The 18,350-nt window shown below is 65.8% G+C and carries 16 protein-coding genes and 1 other RNA gene; 9 read left to right on the top strand and 8 right to left on the bottom strand.

What is annotated here, in order from left to right:
• Positions 1-83: 83 nt before the first annotated feature.
• The 3 genes from TZ53_RS15225 to ssrA form a co-directional block, all read right to left on the bottom strand.
• On the bottom strand, positions 84-1,679 hold the full coding sequence (locus tag TZ53_RS15225) for a hypothetical protein (protein WP_044661828.1): 1,596 nt from the start codon (positions 1,677-1,679) through the stop codon (positions 84-86).
• A 273-nt stretch (positions 1,680-1,952) separates the two neighbouring features.
• Positions 1,953-2,336: a hypothetical protein gene (locus TZ53_RS15220; RefSeq protein ID WP_044661827.1), complete on the bottom strand. Its 384-nt coding sequence runs from the start codon at positions 2,334-2,336 to the stop codon at positions 1,953-1,955.
• A gap of 293 nt (positions 2,337-2,629) precedes the next feature.
• Positions 2,630-2,974, bottom strand: a transfer-messenger RNA (tmRNA) gene (gene ssrA, locus TZ53_RS26195).
• Between the two features lie 24 nt (positions 2,975-2,998).
• Between ssrA and TZ53_RS15215 the strand changes: the two genes are divergently transcribed.
• From TZ53_RS15215 to TZ53_RS15190, 6 genes are all read left to right on the top strand, one after another.
• A complete protein-coding gene (locus TZ53_RS15215; protein ID WP_025551083.1) occupies positions 2,999-3,751 on the top strand; it encodes an NRDE family protein in 753 nt (250 codons plus the stop codon).
• A 161-nt stretch (positions 3,752-3,912) separates the two neighbouring features.
• The gene (locus TZ53_RS15210; RefSeq protein ID WP_044661826.1) at positions 3,913-4,503 is read left to right on the top strand and encodes an anthranilate synthase component II; all 591 of its coding nucleotides are present in this window, start codon (positions 3,913-3,915) and stop codon (positions 4,501-4,503) included.
• Between the two features lie 426 nt (positions 4,504-4,929).
• Positions 4,930-5,922 carry an anthranilate phosphoribosyltransferase gene (gene trpD, locus TZ53_RS15205; RefSeq protein WP_044661825.1) on the top strand — a complete coding sequence of 331 codons (993 nt, stop codon included), beginning with the start codon at positions 4,930-4,932 and terminating at the stop codon, positions 5,920-5,922.
• Positions 5,919-6,710, top strand: coding sequence for an indole-3-glycerol phosphate synthase TrpC (gene trpC / locus TZ53_RS15200; protein ID WP_044661824.1), 792 nt, complete (start codon positions 5,919-5,921; stop codon positions 6,708-6,710). The genes trpD and trpC overlap by 4 nt, the downstream gene beginning before the upstream one ends.
• Positions 6,707-7,192: a cyclic pyranopterin monophosphate synthase MoaC gene (gene moaC / locus TZ53_RS15195; protein ID WP_025549266.1), complete on the top strand. Its 486-nt coding sequence runs from the start codon at positions 6,707-6,709 to the stop codon at positions 7,190-7,192. The genes trpC and moaC overlap by 4 nt, the downstream gene beginning before the upstream one ends.
• Entirely contained in the window at positions 7,189-8,370 is a 1,182-nt protein-coding gene (locus tag TZ53_RS15190) for a molybdopterin molybdotransferase MoeA (protein ID WP_044661823.1), read from the top strand. Before moaC ends, TZ53_RS15190 begins: the two co-directional genes overlap by 4 nt.
• Positions 8,371-8,454: 84 nt before the next feature.
• On the opposite strand, the gene TZ53_RS27185 is transcribed toward TZ53_RS15190, so the two are convergent.
• A complete protein-coding gene (locus TZ53_RS27185; protein ID WP_165363390.1) occupies positions 8,455-8,613 on the bottom strand; it encodes a hypothetical protein in 159 nt (52 codons plus the stop codon).
• A gap of 153 nt (positions 8,614-8,766) precedes the next feature.
• On the opposite strand from TZ53_RS27185, the gene lexA reads away from it, so the two are divergent.
• On the top strand, positions 8,767-9,453 hold the full coding sequence (gene lexA / locus TZ53_RS15185) for a transcriptional repressor LexA (RefSeq protein ID WP_044661822.1): 687 nt from the start codon (positions 8,767-8,769) through the stop codon (positions 9,451-9,453).
• Here lexA and TZ53_RS15180 read toward each other — a convergent pair.
• Positions 9,390-11,588: a ComEC/Rec2 family competence protein gene (locus TZ53_RS15180; protein ID WP_044661821.1), complete on the bottom strand. Its 2,199-nt coding sequence runs from the start codon at positions 11,586-11,588 to the stop codon at positions 9,390-9,392. The two genes, lexA and TZ53_RS15180, sit on opposite strands and share 64 nt — an antisense overlap.
• Positions 11,589-11,635: 47 nt before the next feature.
• Between TZ53_RS15180 and gltX the strand changes: the two genes are divergently transcribed.
• On the top strand, positions 11,636-13,090 hold the full coding sequence (gltX, locus tag TZ53_RS15175) for a glutamate--tRNA ligase (protein ID WP_044661820.1): 1,455 nt from the start codon (positions 11,636-11,638) through the stop codon (positions 13,088-13,090).
• Between the two features lie 17 nt (positions 13,091-13,107).
• Positions 13,108-14,394 (top strand): citrate synthase, encoded by a 1,287-nt coding sequence (locus TZ53_RS15170; protein WP_025549270.1) that lies wholly within the window; start codon positions 13,108-13,110, stop codon positions 14,392-14,394.
• 205 nt (positions 14,395-14,599) lie between these two features.
• Here the strand turns inward: TZ53_RS15170 and TZ53_RS15165 are convergent, their stop codons facing one another.
• Genes TZ53_RS15165 through TZ53_RS15155 form a run of 3 tightly spaced genes read right to left on the bottom strand, consistent with a single transcriptional unit; the run spans position 14,600 to position 18,292 of the window.
• Entirely contained in the window at positions 14,600-15,982 is a 1,383-nt protein-coding gene (locus tag TZ53_RS15165) for a sensor histidine kinase (RefSeq protein ID WP_044661819.1), read from the bottom strand.
• Positions 15,982-17,079, bottom strand: coding sequence for a DUF2336 domain-containing protein (locus TZ53_RS15160; RefSeq protein ID WP_083199100.1), 1,098 nt, complete (start codon positions 17,077-17,079; stop codon positions 15,982-15,984). Before TZ53_RS15160 ends, TZ53_RS15165 begins: the two co-directional genes overlap by 1 nt.
• Positions 17,080-17,125: 46 nt before the next feature.
• Entirely contained in the window at positions 17,126-18,292 is a 1,167-nt protein-coding gene (locus tag TZ53_RS15155; protein ID WP_044661818.1) for a hypothetical protein, read from the bottom strand.
• Positions 18,293-18,350 lie beyond the last annotated feature (58 nt).

Genomic DNA, 18,350 nt, shown 5'->3' with positions numbered 1-18,350 from the left:
TCCCCCTTGGGAAAAGTCTTTGCAAAGAAGGCGGGGAAGCGCCTGATGCCGCTCCCCCGCCCCTGTTGAGGTCAGGTCACCGATCAGGTCGTTGGGATCGCGGTGCAGTTCTTGGAGCTGCTGCCGAAGTTCGCTGTCACCGAGTTGCAGGTCCAGCCGGCATACCAGCTATCGTTGCTGTCCTTGACCGCGCCGACATAGTTGGTGGTGGTGAAGGCGCTGTCGATGGTCTTGGGGTCCGTCGCGGTCAGCGCCGTTTCGGTCGCGCCATTGATGAACAGGCTGCTCAGCGAGGGAGTATAGGTGATGGTGCTGCTCGGACCCGCCTCGAAGATCGACTGTACGACCGCGGCGGTCACGCCGTTATTGCCCTTGTAGGGGGTGGCGGGCAGGCACTGCATCGCGACGGAGATGTAACGCGGCTTGCCGGCGTCCTGCAGGGCGGTATCGGCGTCACGCACCGTCGACGCACCGTCGATGCGGAGGCAGGTCTGGGTCGGGCTGACGACCAGGCCATTCACCAGCGTCAGGTCGGCGCCGCCGCGCAGCAGCATGGCCGAACCGTTGCTGCCTGTGGTCGAGCGGTTGATCGCGGTGAAGTTGGCCACCTTCAGATACTGGCGGGGCAGCGCATCCTCGGAGAAGCTGGTGCCCGTCGTCGAACCGTTAGAGTCGGTTTCGAGGAAGCTGTCACCGATATTATTTCCTTCGCGCTGGATGCTCAGCAGAAACTGCACCGTGCCGCGATAGCCGACGTCGGTGTCCAGATTGTCGTCCTCGTTCCCGGTCAGAACCAGGTAGCGTGGGTGGACGCTGCCGCCGAATATCTCGATGCCGTCGTCGGAGCTGTTGTGGACTTGGATATGGTCAAGCTGCGTGCCGGTGCCGACGCCGGAGGGGGTCAAGCCCTGAAGCTCGCTGGAACCCGACAGGACGAAGCCCGAATAGCGGATCTGGACATAGCTCATCCGGCCCGAATTGTCGGCGTCGTTGGCGCCGCCATAAAGCGCGCCGCTCGCACCCTCGGTGTCGCGTTCGCAGGCCGTCGTGCCGGGCGCAGCATTCGGCGCCACCGAGCAATCCGTGATCTTCGCACGACCGAGCAGCACGACGCCGCCCCACTGGCCGGATGACTGGTCGTTTGCCGTGCCCAGCACATTTTCACGGCTGGTGAACACGATCGGCTGCGCCGCCGTGCCCACGGCGTTGATCTTGTTGCCGCGGTTGACCGCCAGGAAGGTGTTACCCGTTCCGGCAAAGATTACCACGCCCGGATCGATCGTCAGCGTCACCACGGTGTTCGTGCTCGCGGCGCCCTGGTCGGTACCGACATCGACGCGGCCGGGCATGGAGTAAATCACCCCCGCCACCTTCGTAATGGCTGTCGAGCTGTTGAAGCGCGCCGGGAAAGCGCAGTTCCGCCATGTGTTGCTGCCGTCGGTGATCGTACCGAGGTCGGTCAACTGATCGGAACCCGAAATGGCCGGGCAGCTCGAAGCCGGCGTCACGGCCGTGGGCGTGGGGGTCGGAGTCGGCGTAGGCGTCGGGCTGGGCGTCGGGGTCGGCAGCACGATGGTGCCTTCGCCGGGCGAAGCGACATCATCGGCGCCGCACGCGCTGAGCGCCGCGCAGGCGCAGCCTGCCATCAGGATGGTTTGAAGTCGATTGAACTTGGCCATGTCGTCTCCGCTTCCGGCTTTGCCGGCATGTGATGGAATGCGGAGCGTCAAGGGGAACTCGAATCGGACAACGCCCCCTGTCGCCCTCCGGGGCGGCAGCTAGGCGCGTCAGATGACAGGCTCATTTTGATTCTGTGACGAAATGGCGTCAACTAAATGACAGTTTGAAGAAAATTCTTTCATTCCGATGACAGCAGACGCAGCAGGGGCGCCGTCCGGTAACGAACGACGCCCCCTCTCCCTGCACCCAGGGCTTACGCCAGACGCCTAGTTTCAGCGCATGGCATATTGCGCGTTCAGCCGGCCGAGCGCACGGCGCGCGATCTCTCGCGAGGATGCCTCATTGCCGTCTGCCGTAACCAACGGAGTGTCCGGGGCGAAACGGGCTGCCTTGTAAGCCTCATGAGCCGCCTCCATTCGGCCCATTCCGGCATAGGCATTGCCCAAATTGATGAGACGGGCCGGATCATTCGCCGCATCGGGACGGACAACGTTCAACCGACGGGCTGCCCGGCCATAATCCCCCGCGACCAGCGCACCGGCGGCGAGACGACCGTCAGGCACGCCAACGACGACGACCTCCTCTGGAGCTGCGAAGGCCGTGGCGGGCGCCATCGCCGCCAGCCCAAAAGCCAGTATCGCAGGCACCTTCTTCATCCCATTTCTCCTGAAAAAACCTTCTATAATAGCTGTAAGTATTTCACTTTGATGACATGGGAGCAAGGGCTGGAGCATCCACAAAAAAGGATTTTTATCGCCCTATATTCAACATCTTATATCTTTTTCTTTTAACTGTCATAAAAGTGTAATCGAATGAAGTCGTTCCGGACTTCACCGATTCGCGAGCAGCCGCGCAGGGGGCCAGCGATCCCGCGATCAGCCGACTGGAAAAAGTGGAATTGTGAGGGAAGGTCCGGAGGGTTCTGTTGCCCGGCCCCTCCGGCGGCCGCTGAATTCCCTTCTGTTGCCCGGTGGGTTCAACCGCGTTCTTTTTGAGTAATGTCCGGCCGTGAGGCCATCAATTACGCAGCAAGAGCAAGAGCCTCGTTATCGTTGGCACTTGTGAGTTTTGAACCTTTTTACGGCGTACTCAGGCCGGGTGAAGGCATCGCTTTTCAACACACGTCGATCCTAGTTCGGCCCCGTCACGCGCCCCGGAACGACGGGGAATGTGGTGGAGCCGCCGGGTACCGCCCCCGGGTCCGCTGCGCCTATTGCACGATACGATTTATCACCATAGCCGGGCGAACCCGGCACCGGCCTATATGGAGAGGCGCGGACCGTTTATCAAGCCGCTCCCGATCTGGAGGAAAACACGCATGTGCATCATGGCAATGGCTTGGGACGCGCATCCCCGCTGGCGACTGATCCTCATCGGCAATCGCGACGAACTGCACGCGCGCCCCGCAGCGCCGCTCGCCCGCTGGGAACAGCCGGACCATCTGATCGCAGGCCGGGACCTGCTTTCCGGCGGAACCTGGCTGGGCGTTTCCGAACAGGGGCGCGCCGCGATCGTCACCAACCTGCGCGGCTATGGCGGGCCCGATCCCGATCGCGCGTCCCGCGGCGCGTTGGTGACAGACCTTCTGAGCGGCGACGAGACGGCTCCGCTGGGAGATTTCAATCCGTTCAATCTCATCCTGATCGACCGGGACCGAGCGCTGTTCCTGACCAACCGCCCTCACCTCCTGCGCACGGAACTCACGCCTGGCCTCTATGGCCTTTCCAACGGCACGCTCGATGCGCCTTGGCCGAAGACGCTCGCCCTCAAATCCGCCTTGCTCGACTGGCTGGTCGCCGGAGCCGACGATCCTCTGACGCTGTTCGGCGCCCTCCGCGCGGAAAGCCTGCCCCACGCCGGCATTGCCCCCGATGCGCCCTCCGACATTCCGGCGGAGGCGATGATCTCGCCCATCTTCATCCGCAATCCCGTCTATGGCACGCGATGCAGCACGATCGTCGCCGTCGACGCGCGGGGACAAGGCGTCATTTCGGAGCGCCGCTTCGACCCTGACGGCGTGCAGACCGGCGAAACCCGCTTGGCTTTCAAATGGGACGAGAGGGGCGAATGAAGGGAAATCCATTTGCCACCGCCAGTCGATGCTTGCCCCCTGCCTTCGCGGAAGCACATGCGCTTGGGGTCGACACTCCCTGTCCGGCTTCCCACCCAAATCGCCGCTGCCGCGGAAATGCGGCCCTTCCCCAAGCTTCGATCCCGCGCTAAAGCCGCTGCATGATCCTCGTCATCGACAATTATGACAGCTTCACCTGGAACCTCGTCCATTATCTCATGGAATTGGGAGCGCAGGTGGAGGTTGTCCGCAACGACGCCATTTCCGCCGGCCAGGCCCTCTCCACCGGCGCGCAGGCATTTCTGCTGTCGCCCGGTCCGTGCACGCCCAATGAAGCAGGCGTCAGCCTCGATCTCGTGGCCGCCTGCGCCGATGCGGGTGCGCCGCTGCTGGGCGTGTGCCTGGGCCATCAGTCGATCGGCCAGCATTTCGGCGGCAAGGTGGTGCGCGGCGGCCTGATGCACGGCAAGACCTCCCCCGTCACCCATGACGGCACGGGCCTGTTTCAGGGGCTGCCTTCGCCCTTCACGGCCACCCGCTACCATTCGCTGATCGTCGAGGAGATTCCCGAAACGCTGATCGTCAACGCCACCAGCGAGGACGGCTCGGTCATGGGTTTCCGGCATCGCGACCTGCCGATCCATTCGGTCCAGTTCCACCCGGAAAGCATCGCCACCGAACATGGTCATGACATACTGGCGAACTTCATGCGGATCGCCGGCATTCCGGTTCGCGAACGCGCGGCGGCCTGAAGCGGCTTCACCTTAGACCAAGTTCGGAATTTGGGGGAAATGGCCAATTCAGGACCTTCCTTCTCCCTTGAGGGAGAAGGATAGGAAGCCTTGGCGATGAAGGAGCCTGGGCTGATTTGGATGAGGGGAGCGGGCCTGTGACCCGCGCTATCCCCTGGATCGCGACCCCCTCACCCAGCTACGACTAGGCAGCAAGCTGCCAAGTCTGCGCAGCCCTCTCCCTCAAGGGAGAGGGATAAGGGGGTGTCCGATTACCCCCCAAATCAGCCAGTCCGGCAAATCACGCGAAGGCGGGACCGCGGCGGCAAACCCGCAAATCTCGCCGCCTGCGAACGCATCGCCTAGCGCACCATATTGCGCTGGCATAACGACTTTCGCGCTTCCCCATCTCGACTCCGGCGCCTTCCCATGATTAAGGCAGCGTCGATGACCCGCCTGCCCGATCCCGCCACCCCACTCGACGCGCAACAGGCCGCAAAGGCTTTCGACCTGCTGTTCGACGCCAACCTGCCGGAAGAGGAGATCGCCGGCTTTCTCGTCGCCATGGCCCGGCGTGGCGAGACGGCAACGGAAATCGCCGCCGCCGCCCGCGCCATGCGCCACCGCATGATCCCAGTCACGGCGCCGGTGGGCACGATCGATGTCTGCGGCACGGGCGGCGATGGCCATCATACCCTCAACGTTTCGACCGCCGTGTCGCTGGTGGTCGCGGCGGCGGGCGTGCCCGTGGCCAAGCATGGCAACCGCGCCGCTTCCTCCAAGGCCGGCGCAGCCGATACGCTGGAAGCGCTCGGCCTGGACCTGGACCGCGCCGCCACGACAGCCGAAGCGACGCTGGCCGATCTTGGCATCTGTTTCCTTTTTGCGCAGAATTATCATCCCGCGCTCAAACGGCTTGGCCCCATCCGCAGGGCGATCGGGGAACGCACCATCTTCAACCTGATGGGGCCGCTCGCCAATCCGGCCGGGGTGCGCCGTCAACTGGTCGGCATAGCGCGTCCGGACTATGTCCCCGTCTATGCGGAGGCGCTTGCGGAACTGGGCGTCGATCATGCGATGATCGTTTCCGGCGACGAAGGGCTGGACGAACTGTCGCTGGCTGGCGGCAATGCTCTGGCGGAGGTGAAAGGCAGCAGGCTGGTTGCGATGCGCCGCCTGACCGCTGCCGAACTCGGCCTGTCCACCCATCCGGTCGAGGCGATCAGGGGGGGCGACCCCGCCTATAACGCCGCCGCCCTGCGCGCCCTGTTGCAAGGCGAAGCGGGGCCTTATCGTGACGCGGTGCTGCTGAACGCCGCCGCCGCCCTTGTCGTGGCCGACGCCGTGTCCGATTTCCGCGAAGGCGTGGAGGAAGCCGCCGAAACCATCGACCGCGGCCTTGCCAACGCGCTGCTCAATTGCTGGATAGCCTATAAATGACGAACAAGCTGATCGAAATCTGCGATGTAAAGCGGGAGGAAGTCGCCCGGCGCAAGGCCGCCACGCCCATCTCCTCGCTTCACGCCCGCGCCGCCGACCAGACGCCTCCACGCGGCTTCCGCAAGGCGCTGGACGGTGCCGCCGGCTCCGGATTCGGCCTGATCGCGGAGATCAAGAAGGCCAGCCCGTCCAAGGGCCTGATCCGCCCCGATTTCGATCCGCCCGCCCATGCCCGCGCCTATGCGGCGGGTGGCGCGGCCTGCCTGTCGGTGCTGACCGACGAACCCTATTTCCAGGGGCATGACGATTATCTGGTCGCGGCCCGATCGGCCTGCGCCCTGCCGGTGCTGCGCAAGGATTTCATGGTCGATCCCTGGCAGGTGCTGGAAAGCCGGTCGCTCGGCGCCGACGCGATCCTGATCATCGTCGCCGCGCTGGACGACAATCAGATGGCGGAGATAGAGGACGCCGCCCTTGGCCTGGGCATGGATGCGCTGGTTGAAGTGCATGATGCGCAGGAACTGGAGCGCGCGATGAAGCTCCGCTCGCGCCTGATCGGCGTCAATAATCGCGACCTGCGCGACTTCACGGTCGATTTCGCCCGCACCTACGAACTGGTCGGACAGGCTCCGGAAGGATGCACCTTCGTTGCGGAAAGCGGCATCGGCAGCCATGACGACCTGATCGCCATGTCGGACCATGGCGTGCGCTGCTTTCTGGTGGGGGAAACCCTGATGAGGCAGGCGGATGTCGAAACCGCCACGCGCGGGCTGCTGACGGGGCGATGAGCAAGCTCACCCATCTGGACGAGGAAGGGTCGGCCCATATGGTCGATGTTTCCGCCAAGGCGACGACCGCGCGCAAGGCTGTCGCGAGCGGCCGCATCAGCATGAGTCCCGATGCAGCAGCAGCGATCGAGCAGGGATTGGTGAAGAAGGGCGACGTGCTGGCCGTGGCCCGCGTGGCGGGCATCATGGCGGCCAAGCGAACCGCCGACCTCATCCCGCTCTGCCACCCGATTCCGCTCAGTTCGGTCAGCATCGACCTCGATCTCGACGGCAGCGGCGTGACCGTGACGGCGACCGCGAAGACCGCCGGTCAGACCGGCGTCGAGATGGAGGCGCTGACCGCCGCGTCGGTCGCGTTGCTGACGGTCTATGACATGGCCAAGGCGCTGGACAAGGGCATGATCATCAGCGACGTGCGCCTGCTGGCCAAGAGCGGCGGCAAGTCCGGCGACTGGACGGCTGGGGACGGGCCGGCATCATGAGCCTGCTTCCGGTCGCGGAGGCGCAGAGCCGCCTGATGGCGCTGGCAAGGCCGCTGCCGACGGAGCATATGCCCATTCCCGCCTGCGCCGGACGATGGCTGAAGGAAGATGTCGTTGCGCTGCGTGATCAGCCCTGGGCCGATCTTTCCGCCATGGACGGCTATGCCGTGCGCGCCGCCGAATGGCCCGGGCCATGGCAGGTCGCCGGCGAAAGCGCGGCGGGCGGCCCGCCGCCTCCGCCCCTCGAACCCGGCCAGGCCTGCCGCATCTTCACCGGCGCGCCCTTGCCGCAGGGCGCCGACAGCATCCTGATTCAGGAAAACGCCGCGCGCGAGGGGGACATGCTGCGCGGACTGGAGGAGGCGCTGACGAAGGGCCGCCATGTGCGTCCGGCCGGTTCCGACTTCCGCAAGGACGGCCTTTTGCTGAAGGCCGGCAGCGCATTGGGGGCGGCGCAGATCGCGCTCGCCGTGCTGGGCGGGCATGGGACGCTGCCCGTATCGCGCCGGGCGCGGGTCGCCCTGCTCTCGACAGGCAACGAACTCGTGCCCCCCGGTGCGCCGACGCAGCCCGGCCAGCTTCCCTCCTCCAACGCGCCCATGCTGGCCGCCCTGCTCGCCGGCCTTTCCTGCGATGTCATCGATCTGGGGATCGTGCCGGACGATCTCCCCGGCCTGGTCGAGGCCTTTGCCCGCGCCAGCCAGGCGGACATCATCGTTTCGACCGGCGGCGCATCGGTGGGCGATCACGACATCGTCCGCCCGGCTTTCGTCCAGGCCGGGGGTTCGCTCGATTTCTGGAAGATCCGCATGCGTCCGGGCAAGCCGTTGATGGCGGGGACATTGGGTTCCGCCGTCTTCCTGGGCCTGCCGGGCAATCCGGTATCGGCCTTCGTGACGGCAACGCTGTTCCTGTTGCCGCTGGTCCGCAATATGATGGGCGCGGCATCGCCCCTGCCCCGCACCGCGCCGGCGACGCTCGCCGCGCCGCTGCCCGCCACGGGGGAACGCGACGATTACCTCCGCGCGTTCCGCACGGAAGCGGGCATCGTTTCCGTGACATCGCAGGACAGCGCCGCCACCGCGGCCATGGCGATGGCCGACTGCCTCATCCTGCGCCCCGCCGGCTCTGCTCCGGCTGCCGCCGGCGATCACGTCACGGTTCTTCCCCTCGCATAAGGAAAGGGGCCGCCGCGCGACCCCTTCCAGTGCAGTCCTGACGGATGGCGGCGATGTCAGCCCTGCTGGACCGCCGCCGTTCCTTCAGCGCTGCTGCTTGCCGGGCGACTTGTCCTGACGGCGTTCATCGCCCATCTGGCCCTGCCGGTCTTCCTGCTGCTGCTGGCGTCCACCCTGGCTGGAGCGGTCGCCGCCCTGCTGGTCGCGACGTTGACCGCCGCCCTGGTTGTTCTGGTTGGCCATCTTTCTCTCCTATTCACCTTCTTCGTGGAAGGCAGGCGTTAAACGGCCTGCGGCCTTCCGCGTTCCAGCAAAAGCGCCCAACGGTTAGGCGCTTGACTTACCCCGTTCCGTTTCCTATGCGTTCTCCATCCGTTCCAAGGAGGGCAAGGCGAGATGTTGACACCCAAGCAACAGGAATTGCTGAGCTTCATTCAGACCCGGCTGGAGGAGGGAGGCGTATCCCCCTCTTTCGAGGAGATGAAGGAAGCGCTGGACCTGCGGTCCAAATCCGGCATCCACCGCCTGATCAATGCGTTGGAGGAACGCGGTTTCATCCGCCGCCTGCCCAATCGCGCCCGCGCACTGGAAGTGCTCAAGCTGCCCGATGCCATGCATCGCGCTCCCAAGGTCGTCGTGCCTGCCAAGCCGCCGCTGACGCCCGGTCCGGTGGCCAGCAGGCCCCCGGTCGCCGCCAACGACATATTGGAGATTCCGCTGCACGGCCGGATCGCGGCGGGCGTGCCGATCGAGGCGCTGGAGGGGCAGAACATGCTTTCCGTTCCTGCCGCGCTGCTGGGCACCGGGGATCATTATGCGCTGGAAGTGGCGGGGGATTCAATGGTCGAAGCGGGCATTCTGGACGGCGATTTCGCGCTTATCCAGCGCACCGACGTCGCGCGCGAGGGGCAGATCGTGGTCGCCCTGATCGACGAAAATGAAGCGACGCTGAAATATTTCCGGCGTGAGGGTCCGAAGGTCAGGCTCGATCCCGCCAACAGCGCCTATGAACCGCAGATCTACGACCCTCGGCAGGTCCGCATCCAGGGCAAGCTGGCCGGGTTGCTGCGCCGATATAACTGATGCTTCCTGTATTCGCGCGGCCGGCGGGAAGACCGCGCGACCCAGGGGTGCTCGTCATGCCACGCCTTCGCGCTGCGCATGGTGCCATGGTCCAGATCGATGGTCAGGCCACCCGTCCTGGCGAGGAAGTGTCGATCCACCTTCAGCCAGCGTGGGCGACAGGCGCCCGGCAGGCGGCGGTCGCTGACGACGATGTCTGAATAGGCGCAATCCCGCGCCAGTATCGCATTATCGATCCTCACGCTGCTTCGCGTCAGCAACAGGTTCCAGTTCCGGCCCCCTCCCTTCAGGCGAACGGCGCATAGATCGGGAGAACAGCGGGCCTGGGGCAGCGCCGTCAATGCCTGCAAGATACCGTCATAACCCGCGCTTTCCGCCATGACGTCGCGCGCATAGCCGCCGGCTCGCGCCCGCAGCATCGCCATGCCGCCATCGGCAGTGCGCACCGCGACATGCCGGCCGTCCCCGCTTATCAATATGGCGGGCATCGGGCTGGTCAGGACCATCATGACGCCGGTGGTCACGGGCATCAGACCCGCCCAGCGCCACCGGCTTCGCCATAGCAGGCACCACAGCATGCCCAGCAGCATCAGGCCGAACACTACGCCCGACTGGGCGGGCGCCAGTACCACCGCCCAAGGGCTGGACGCCACGCCATGGGCAATCAGCAACAGCAGGTCGATCGATCGCGCGGCAAGCCACCAGAAGGGCGCACCCCACCCGCCTAGGTCCAGCAGCAAGGCCGTCGCCTCCAGCGGCATGACCACCAGGGTCGTAAGCGGTATGGCCACCAGATTGGCGATCGATCCCAACATGCCCGCCTTGTGGAAATGGAACAGCGCTATCGGCGCCAGCACCAGCTCCACGACCAGGCCGGTCGCCAGCATGCCCGCAAGATTGCGCCCGATCCGGCGCCCCACCCCTTCGCCACGCGGCGCGAGAAAGGCGCGGAAGGCCGAATGCTCGCCCAGCGACACCAAGGCTATCACGGCCGCGAAGCTCATCTGGAAACTCGGCCCCACCAGTGCTTCTGGCCAGAGGATCAGCACCACCAGCGCCCCTGCCGCCACGAGCCTGAGCGTGATCGCGTCCCGCCCCATCGCCAGTCCGCCCAGCACAAGCAGGGCAGCGACGCAGGATCGCACGGTCGGCACCTCTGCGCCGGTCAGAAGCGTATAGCCGATGCCCGCCAGAGCGCCGCCGCCCGCGGCCAGCAGCATCAGCGGCCAGTCGAGAGCCGCCCGGCGGCTGAGCGCCATCAGCCGCATCAACAGGAAGATCACCGCAGCGATCAGGGCCGTGACATGCAGACCGCTGATCGACAGCAGATGCGCAAGGCCGCTCCGACGCATCGCCTCCGCATCTGCCTGCGCGATTGCGCCCTGATCACCCGTGGCCAGGGCAGCGGCGATGCCGGCGCCCTGTCCCGGAACGCGCTCCAGGATATGCTCGAACAGACGCGCCCTCAACCGGGGGCCGGCCGTGGCCGGCCGCAGGACCGTGAGCGGCGGCAGCACACGCCCGGTCGCGCCGACGCCCTCGAAATAGGCGCGGCGCGCAAAATCATAGCCGCCCGGCAGGCTGGGCGGCGCAGGCGGCATCAGCCTTGTGCGGAAGGCTATGATGGCTCCCTCCCCGACCCCCGGCGGCATCGACGCATCGTCAAGATTGACGCGCACCAGGGGCGGCAGGGCAGGCACGCCGACAGGCCGGACCAGCACGCGACTCATGTGCTGCGCGGGCAGCCTTTCGACCGACCGGACCTCCCCCTTCAGCGAGATGAAGGCGGGGCGGTCGAGGGGCGGCGATCCGACGATCGTCGCTTTCCCCCAGACCAGCAGGCACCCCGCACAGGCAAGAATGCCACCGACGACGATCGCCTGACGCACCCGGCCACCGGGCGGCAAAAGCAGCGCGGCGCAGGCGACCGCAAGCGTCACGCAGCAAAAGGCCAGCCATTCCAGCCGATTAGGCAGAAGGAACCAGGCCGCGATTCCCGCAGCCAGGGCGACCGGAACCCATAGCGGCAACCGTTCGCGCTCCTCCTCCAGCCACAGCTCCACGCCGCGCCAAATCCGCGCTGCTTTCCCCCGGGCCGAACTGACAACGGAGGTTTGTCGTGGCTCGAAAGCCATGCTAGGGGGCGTCGCGATCATGGATGGGTCGGGTGGTATCCGGGCGAATGGCAGGGAATGAAACGGTGAGTGCTACAGGTTCGAACAAGCAGGTAGTAACCCGTTTTGCGCCGTCGCCTACCGGTTTTCTTCACATCGGCGGCGCGCGCACCGCACTATTCAACTGGCTGTTCGCGCGTCATCACGGCGGCAAGTTCCTGCTGCGGATCGAGGACACCGACCGGGCCCGCTCCACCGAGGAAGCGGTCGCCGCCATCTTCGACGGGCTGGAATGGCTGGGGCTGGGCGGCGACGAACCGGCGGTCTTCCAGTTCGAGCGCACGCCACGCCATGCCGAAGTGGCGAACCAGATGCTCGCCTCCGGCCATGCCTATCGCTGCTATGCGACACCCGAGGAACTGGCGGAACTGCGCGAGCGGCAGCGCGCCGCCAAGCAGCCGATGCGCTATGACGGGCGGTGGCGGGACCGCGATCCTTCCGAGGCCCCGGAAGGCGCGCCCTTCGTCATCCGCCTGAAAGCGCCGCGCGAAGGCGAGACGGCGATCGAGGACGCCGTGCAGGGCCGCGTCGTCGTCCAGAATGCGGAGCTGGACGACATGATCCTGCTGCGTTCGGACGGCACGCCCACCTATATGCTGGCGGTGGTGGTCGACGACCATGACATGGGCGTCACCCATGTCATTCGCGGCGACGACCATCTCAACAATGCGTTCCGCCAGCTAGGCATCATAAAGGCGATGAATTGGGAAGAGCCCATCTACGCCCATATCCCGCTGATCCATGGGGCCGACGGCGCGAAGCTGTCCAAGCGGCACGGCGCGCTTGGCGTCGATGCCTATCGCGACGAGTTGGGCATGCTGCCCGAAGCGGTGTTCAACTATCTGCTGCGACTCGGCTGGGGCCATGGCGACGAGGAGATCATTTCCCGCGAGCGTGCGGTGGAACTCTTTGATATTTCAGGTGTCGGCCGCTCGCCCTCTCGCTTCGACATCAAGAAGCTGGAGAATCTGAACGGCCATTATCTGCGCGAGGCGGATGACGCACGCCTTGCCGCGCTGGTCGCGCCAAGGGTTGCGGCAAGGTTGAACATCGATCTGCCGGAGGATGGCGAGAAACGGCTTGCCGAGGCCATGCCGTCGCTCAAGCCGCGCGCCAGGACGCTTAACGAAATTGCGGAGGGCGCCGAATTCTTGTTCAAAAATTGCCCGCTCGATTTTGACGAGAAGGCGCTTGCTCTGCTAGACGATTCCGCACGCGCGCTGCTGGGACAGACAGCCGACGCTCTTGCACCCGTCCAGTCCTGGACGGTCGAAGCGATCGAAGAAGCCATTCGCCGCGTGGCAGAGGATGCCGGCCTCGGGCTTGGAAAGGTCGCGCAGCCCTTGCGCGCGGCGCTGACCGGTCGCACGGTTTCGCCGGGAATTTTCGACGTCCTTTTCCTTCTGGGGAAGACGGAGAGCTTGGAACGATTGGCCGCTGTGAGGCACGCATCGGCCAATTGAAGTATCAGGAGAATACCATGTCGGATAACAATGCCACTTTGAGCGTCGACGGCAACGCGAAAGACTATGCCATTCTGAACGGCACGGTCGGACCGCAGGTCATCGACGTTCGCAAGCTCTACGCCAACACCGGCATGTTTACCTACGACCCCGGCTTCACCTCGACCGCGAGCTGCGATTCGGGCCTGACCTATATCGACGGCGACGCCGGTGTGCTGCTGCATCGCGGCTATCCGATCGACCAGCTTGCCGAACAGTCGAGCTTCATGGAAGTGTCCTACCTCCTCCTCAACGGCGAACTGCCCTCGAAGAAGGAACTGGAGGATTTCACGCGCACCATCACGCGCCACACCATGGTGCATGAGCAGCTCACCACCTTCTACCGCGGTTTCCGCCGCGATGCCCACCCGATGGCGATCATGTGCGGCGTGGTCGGCGCGCTCTCGGCCTTCTATCACGACTCCACCGACATCAACGATCCGGAACAGCGCAAGATCGCCAGCCACCGCCTGATCGCCAAGATGCCGACGATCGCGGCGATGGCGTATAAATATTCGGTGGGCCAGCCCTTCGTCTATCCGCGCAACGACCTCAGCTACACCGCCAACTTCCTGAACATGACCTTCTCGGTCCCGGCGGAGGAATATGTCATCGATCCGGTCGTCGTCGACGCGATGGACAAGATCTTCACGCTGCACGCCGACCATGAACAGAACGCGTCCACATCGACCGTGCGTCTGGCCGGCTCGTCCGGCGCCAACCCCTTCGCGTGCATCGCGGCGGGCATCGCCTGCCTCTGGGGTCCGGCGCATGGCGGCGCCAACGAAGCCGCGCTCAACATGCTGCGCGAAATCGGCACCGTCGACCGCATTCCGGAATATATCGCCCGCGCCAAGAACAAGGACGATCCGTTCCGCCTGATGGGCTTCGGCCATCGCGTCTACAAAAATTACGATCCGCGCGCGACCGTGATGCAGAAGACCGCGAAGGACGTCCTGGCGAAGCTGGGCGTCGACGATCCGATCTTCGACGTGGCGAAGGAACTGGAGCAGATCGCGCTTCACGATCCTTATTTCATCGAAAAGAAGCTCTATCCGAATGTCGACTTCTATTCGGGCGTGATCCTCTCGGCCATCGGTTTCCCGACCGAGATGTTCACCGTGCTCTTCGCCCTTGCCCGCACCGTCGGCTGGGTCGCGCAGTGGAACGAAATGATCTCCGACCCTGCGCAGAAGATCGGCCGTCCGCGCCAGCTCTACACCGGCCCGGCGCAGCGCGATTATGTCCCCGTCGACAAGCGCTAGTCTGCACTGGCAATGAGGCAGGGAAGCGGCGTCCGTTTGGACGCCGCTTTTATTTTGGCGGGAGTTGGCCGGTTGCTGACAGGGAGCGCCCCATGATCCCGCACAGGCGGGAACCCGGTCCCCGCTTCAAGGGATCATTGCCCCGTCTGATCCGTGCTCCTCCTTGGCAGGAGTACGGTTTACCCAGACCGAATATCGATGTCCGCTATACGCCCAAAGCCGGAAGCAGCAGCGTGAACCGCGCCCCGCCTTCGGGCGCGTCGTCGATACGGATGTCGCCGCCCATGGCGCGAGCCAGACGCCGCGAAATGTAGAGGCCAAGGCCGCTGCCGCCCGCGTCGCTGCGGCCCAGTCGCTCGAACTTGTCGAAGATGCGCTCCCTGCTGTCGGCGGCTATGCCATCGCCCTGGTCCAGCACCGCGATCCAGGCCTCGCCGTCCGACCGCCCTGTCTCTATCCGAACGGCAGACCCTTCGGGCGCATAGCGCACGGCGTTGCCGACAAGGTTCATCAGGATCTGCAAGGCGCGGCGAAATTCACCGATGGCCGGTTCCGCGACCGTCAGCGCAGGGGCGAGGATGCTGATCCCCCGATCCTGCGCCTTTACGAGGAACAGCCCGGCGGCCCGGCGCCCGACATCGGCCAGGTCGATCTCTTCCGCGGTCACGCTGAAATCCGGCCGGTCGATCGCCTGCAGGTCCGCCAGATCGTCGATCAGCGCCATCAGATGACGCCCCGCCGCCGAAATGTCGCTGGCATAGCCCAGATAGTCCGGCCGCAACGGCCCCTCCAATTGCGCGCCGATCGAATCCGCATTGGCGATGATCCGCCCCAAAGGCCGTCGCAAAGAACGGTCCAGCCTCTTCCCGAACTCGGCGGGATAGAATGGCAGCGGTTCCGGCGTGGCGAGCGGCGCCGTCACCGCGCGGTCGACGGGCAAAGCCTTGCCGCGATAACCCACCAACTGGCCCGCGAGATCGAACATTGGAAAGCCAGACAGCATGAAGCGCTGCGCCGGATCGCTCGTCAATCCCGCCACCTGATCGCGAAAGGCGCGCCGCTGCGCGAAGCCGCGCAGGATCGCCAGGTCGCCTTCGGCATCCGGGCGCAATTCGAAATAGCTCGTGAAGCGGCTGCCCGGCAAAGGCGAGGCGGATGGCAACGCGCCCTCGCCGCCCAACCCCTCATGCACCATCTGGAAGCGCAACTGGGTATCGATCTGCCACGTCCAACCGTCGGACAGGGCAGCGATGTCGGTCTCTCGCCGCGCCAGATCCAGCGGCGCCGCGACCGCCTGCCGCTCATGCCAGTCGATGATGGAAAGCTGCACCCGTTCGGCCTCGGGCTTGGCGCGCACCCACATGTCGATGTCACCACGCTCCGCCGCGGCCACGACCGGGCGGGACAGGGCAATGCCCAGATGCGCCGCCAGCCGCGCCATCGCCGCCAATTGCGGGACCGCCAGCGCGCTGCCGAGATCGCCGCCCGCCTCCTGCTGAAGGGCCAGCACGGGTGCATCCGCACTCAGCAGCCGGCCATCCGCAGCAACCGTCGCCCGGATGATGGCGGGATGCGCGGGCATGTTCATCAACCGGCGATCCGCCGCAGATGATCCAGCTTGGCCCGCAGCGCCGCAGGCGCGCGCAGGGCGCCCACCGTCGCGTCGGCCTGCGTTACGCTCAATTCCTGATAGCGCATGGCTTCCCCGACGATGGTCGCATCGGACAAGGAAGGCCGCACCGGCCGCAATGCCAGCAACAATTGCCGGTAGTCGCTGTCCGATCCCCCGAGCGCCCGGCATAGAGCGGCAACCTGCCCCACCGGACCCATGACCAGTATGTCCGCGACCTGCGCGCTCTCCATCCGCAACCGGCGCCCGGCGAGCGCGGCGAACAGCAGGAAATGCCTGTGCTGCAACGCGGCGGCCATCAGTTCGGGCGCATCGGCGCGCTCGCCCAATTGACGGACCAGCCTGTCCGCCGCCGCGATGGGCCCTTGCGCCTCGTCATGCCGGATCAGTTGGCGTTGCGCCGCGGCTTCGACCAGCGGCACCACCGCTTCCGCTTCGATCAGGCCGCTCCGCTGGATGATCGCTGCCAGGCAGGCGGCCGCCGTCCACAGCAGTTCCGCAAAGAAGCCCGCCGGCAGATCGGGCTGCATCGGCTGATCCTCCGCCGCGGTCATCAGCCAGCGCCCTTCCGCCAGCATCAGCGCGGCAAGCGCTTCGCCCAAGGCGGGATCGTCGGCGGGAAAGAGCGACTCCGCCTCCGATTCGCTGCCCGAACCGCCATCGGGCCCGCCGAACTGGCGCAGCATCAGGCTGATCCCGCCCCGCATCTGCATATGGGCGAGCAGCGCCGGCCCCAACAGGGTCGGCTGCGCGCGCAGCGTCGGCCAGCAAACGGGTTGCGGCCATTGCGCCAACGCCGCCGCGATTTCCGGCCTATCCTCCAGCGCCAGACGCAATCCGATCTCCATTGCGGTCAGGCATCCGCCAAGATGCCGCCGGGTCTCCGCCACCAGAGCGTCGTGCCGCTCCCGCCCGTCGTCCGGAAAGAAAAACGCCAGATCAATGGCATGGCCGACAGGCACGGCGGACATGCCCGCCATGACTTGCGCCATCGGCCAGCAGTCCGCCCGGGTCGGTCCGATCAGGGACGAAAAGGCGCTCATGCCAGCCAGCATAATGGCACGTCGTTAAAATGCACTAAACCGTAACGAGCAAAATCGCTCAATTCCGGCGGAGCAGGATCATCGTTCCAAGCGACCCGATGGCGCACAGCGTCGTCAGGTCGAACATCGGCCCCAGCGCCCCGGCCAGCGACGCCAGCAACAGGGGAATGAGCGCGCTGGCGGGCGTGAAGATCATCCACGGCCGCAACGGCCCGGTTTTCTGCCAGCGATCCGCCATCTGGATGATCGCCAGCATCAGCGCCAGATAGGCCGCCGTCGTTCCTCCGCCCGCGAGCGCGATCCCGCCAAGCGCGAAGGCCGGCGCGATAAAGGCCATCCAGCCCATGGGCAACGGCCGCAGCGCCATCTCGTCCAGCCGATCCGCGGTTTCCGCCAGCAACAGCGACAGCAGCAGCAGGCAGAAGCCCGTCCCTGTCCACAGCAGTTCGATCGGCACCAGCGCAATCGCACCCAGCGCCATGGCGGCGATCCGCACCTGCAGCGCCGGAACCTGCATGCGCATCAGCGCCGGGCTGATCAACCGGGCGGCCGGGCCCAGCAGATATTGTTCGGCCGCGCCCCTGACGCGCCGAAGCCGCGGCCCGCCGGAAAGCACCGCCTGAGCGGCCAGGTCCGCCTGCTCCTGCGTCTCCACCAGCGCGACGCGCCCTTCCATCAGGTCGTCCTGCGGCACGGTGATCCGGCGCGCGCCGGCCTGAACAGCGCCCCGCACGAGGGTCAACGCCAGATCCCAGTCCCCGATCATGTCGAGCGTGTTGAACAGCAGGTCCGGACTGACCCGGACCAGGCCGGCCCAGCGCTGTCCGGCATCGATCCGTTCGAACGGCGCGCTGGCCCGGCTGTCGTCCGCCACCAGCAGCGCATCGCCCTGCTGAGCGGCCATCGCCTCGAAATAACCCTGTCCGATGATCGCCCCGTCCGCAACGAGCAGCGTGTCCGCGTCGCGGGGCGCATCGCGCACCATCGACACCATGTCGCGCACCAGCGCGACGGCGATGCCGTCCGCCGACAGCCGGTCGACGGCCTGCGACAGGGCGGGCGTGATGACGCTGACCAGGATCATCACCCGGTCGGCGCCCGCGCGCACCGCCTGCCGCGCCTGATACTCGACCAGCGTCTGCCCGGCGAAATGCAGGCTGGCGCGCAGCGACCCGGCCGAATCGCCACCGGCCCGGCTCGCGCTGAGAATAGCCGCAAAAGTCATGCGTGTTGAAACCGACCCGATCGTTGTTCAGCCCACCTTGTTACAAGGCGGAGGCAAT

This window comes from Sphingobium sp. YBL2, assembly GCF_000943805.1.
Taxonomy (GTDB): Bacteria; Pseudomonadota; Alphaproteobacteria; order Sphingomonadales; family Sphingomonadaceae; genus Sphingobium; species Sphingobium fuliginis.
Note: the sequence above shows the minus strand (reverse complement) of the source record. Positions and strands in the feature narration are given on the sequence as shown.

Bases quoted from the DNA above. Each gene is read 5' to 3' on its own strand.
- TZ53_RS27185 (WP_165363390.1), bottom strand. From the start codon at position 8,613: ATGGCCAACCAGAACAACCAGGGCGGCGGTCAACGTCGCGACCAGCAG.
- trpC (WP_044661824.1), top strand. From the start codon at position 5,919: ATGACGAACAAGCTGATCGAAATCTGCGATGTAAAGCGGGAGGAAGTC.
- TZ53_RS15180 (WP_044661821.1), bottom strand. From the start codon at position 11,588: ATGGCTTTCGAGCCACGACAAACCTCCGTTGTCAGTTCGGCCCGGGGG.
- lexA (WP_044661822.1), top strand. From the start codon at position 8,767: ATGTTGACACCCAAGCAACAGGAATTGCTGAGCTTCATTCAGACCCGG.
- gltX (WP_044661820.1), top strand. From the start codon at position 11,636: ATGGCAGGGAATGAAACGGTGAGTGCTACAGGTTCGAACAAGCAGGTA.
- TZ53_RS15210 (WP_044661826.1), top strand. From the start codon at position 3,913: ATGATCCTCGTCATCGACAATTATGACAGCTTCACCTGGAACCTCGTC.
- trpD (WP_044661825.1), top strand. From the start codon at position 4,930: ATGACCCGCCTGCCCGATCCCGCCACCCCACTCGACGCGCAACAGGCC.
- TZ53_RS15220 (WP_044661827.1), bottom strand. From the start codon at position 2,336: ATGAAGAAGGTGCCTGCGATACTGGCTTTTGGGCTGGCGGCGATGGCG.
- TZ53_RS15225 (WP_044661828.1), bottom strand. From the start codon at position 1,679: ATGGCCAAGTTCAATCGACTTCAAACCATCCTGATGGCAGGCTGCGCC.
- moaC (WP_025549266.1), top strand. From the start codon at position 6,707: ATGAGCAAGCTCACCCATCTGGACGAGGAAGGGTCGGCCCATATGGTC.
- TZ53_RS15215 (WP_025551083.1), top strand. From the start codon at position 2,999: ATGTGCATCATGGCAATGGCTTGGGACGCGCATCCCCGCTGGCGACTG.
- TZ53_RS15170 (WP_025549270.1), top strand. From the start codon at position 13,108: ATGTCGGATAACAATGCCACTTTGAGCGTCGACGGCAACGCGAAAGAC.
- TZ53_RS15190 (WP_044661823.1), top strand. From the start codon at position 7,189: ATGAGCCTGCTTCCGGTCGCGGAGGCGCAGAGCCGCCTGATGGCGCTG.
- TZ53_RS15155 (WP_044661818.1), bottom strand. From the start codon at position 18,292: ATGACTTTTGCGGCTATTCTCAGCGCGAGCCGGGCCGGTGGCGATTCG.
- TZ53_RS15160 (WP_083199100.1), bottom strand. From the start codon at position 17,079: ATGCTGGCTGGCATGAGCGCCTTTTCGTCCCTGATCGGACCGACCCGG.
- TZ53_RS15165 (WP_044661819.1), bottom strand. From the start codon at position 15,982: ATGAACATGCCCGCGCATCCCGCCATCATCCGGGCGACGGTTGCTGCG.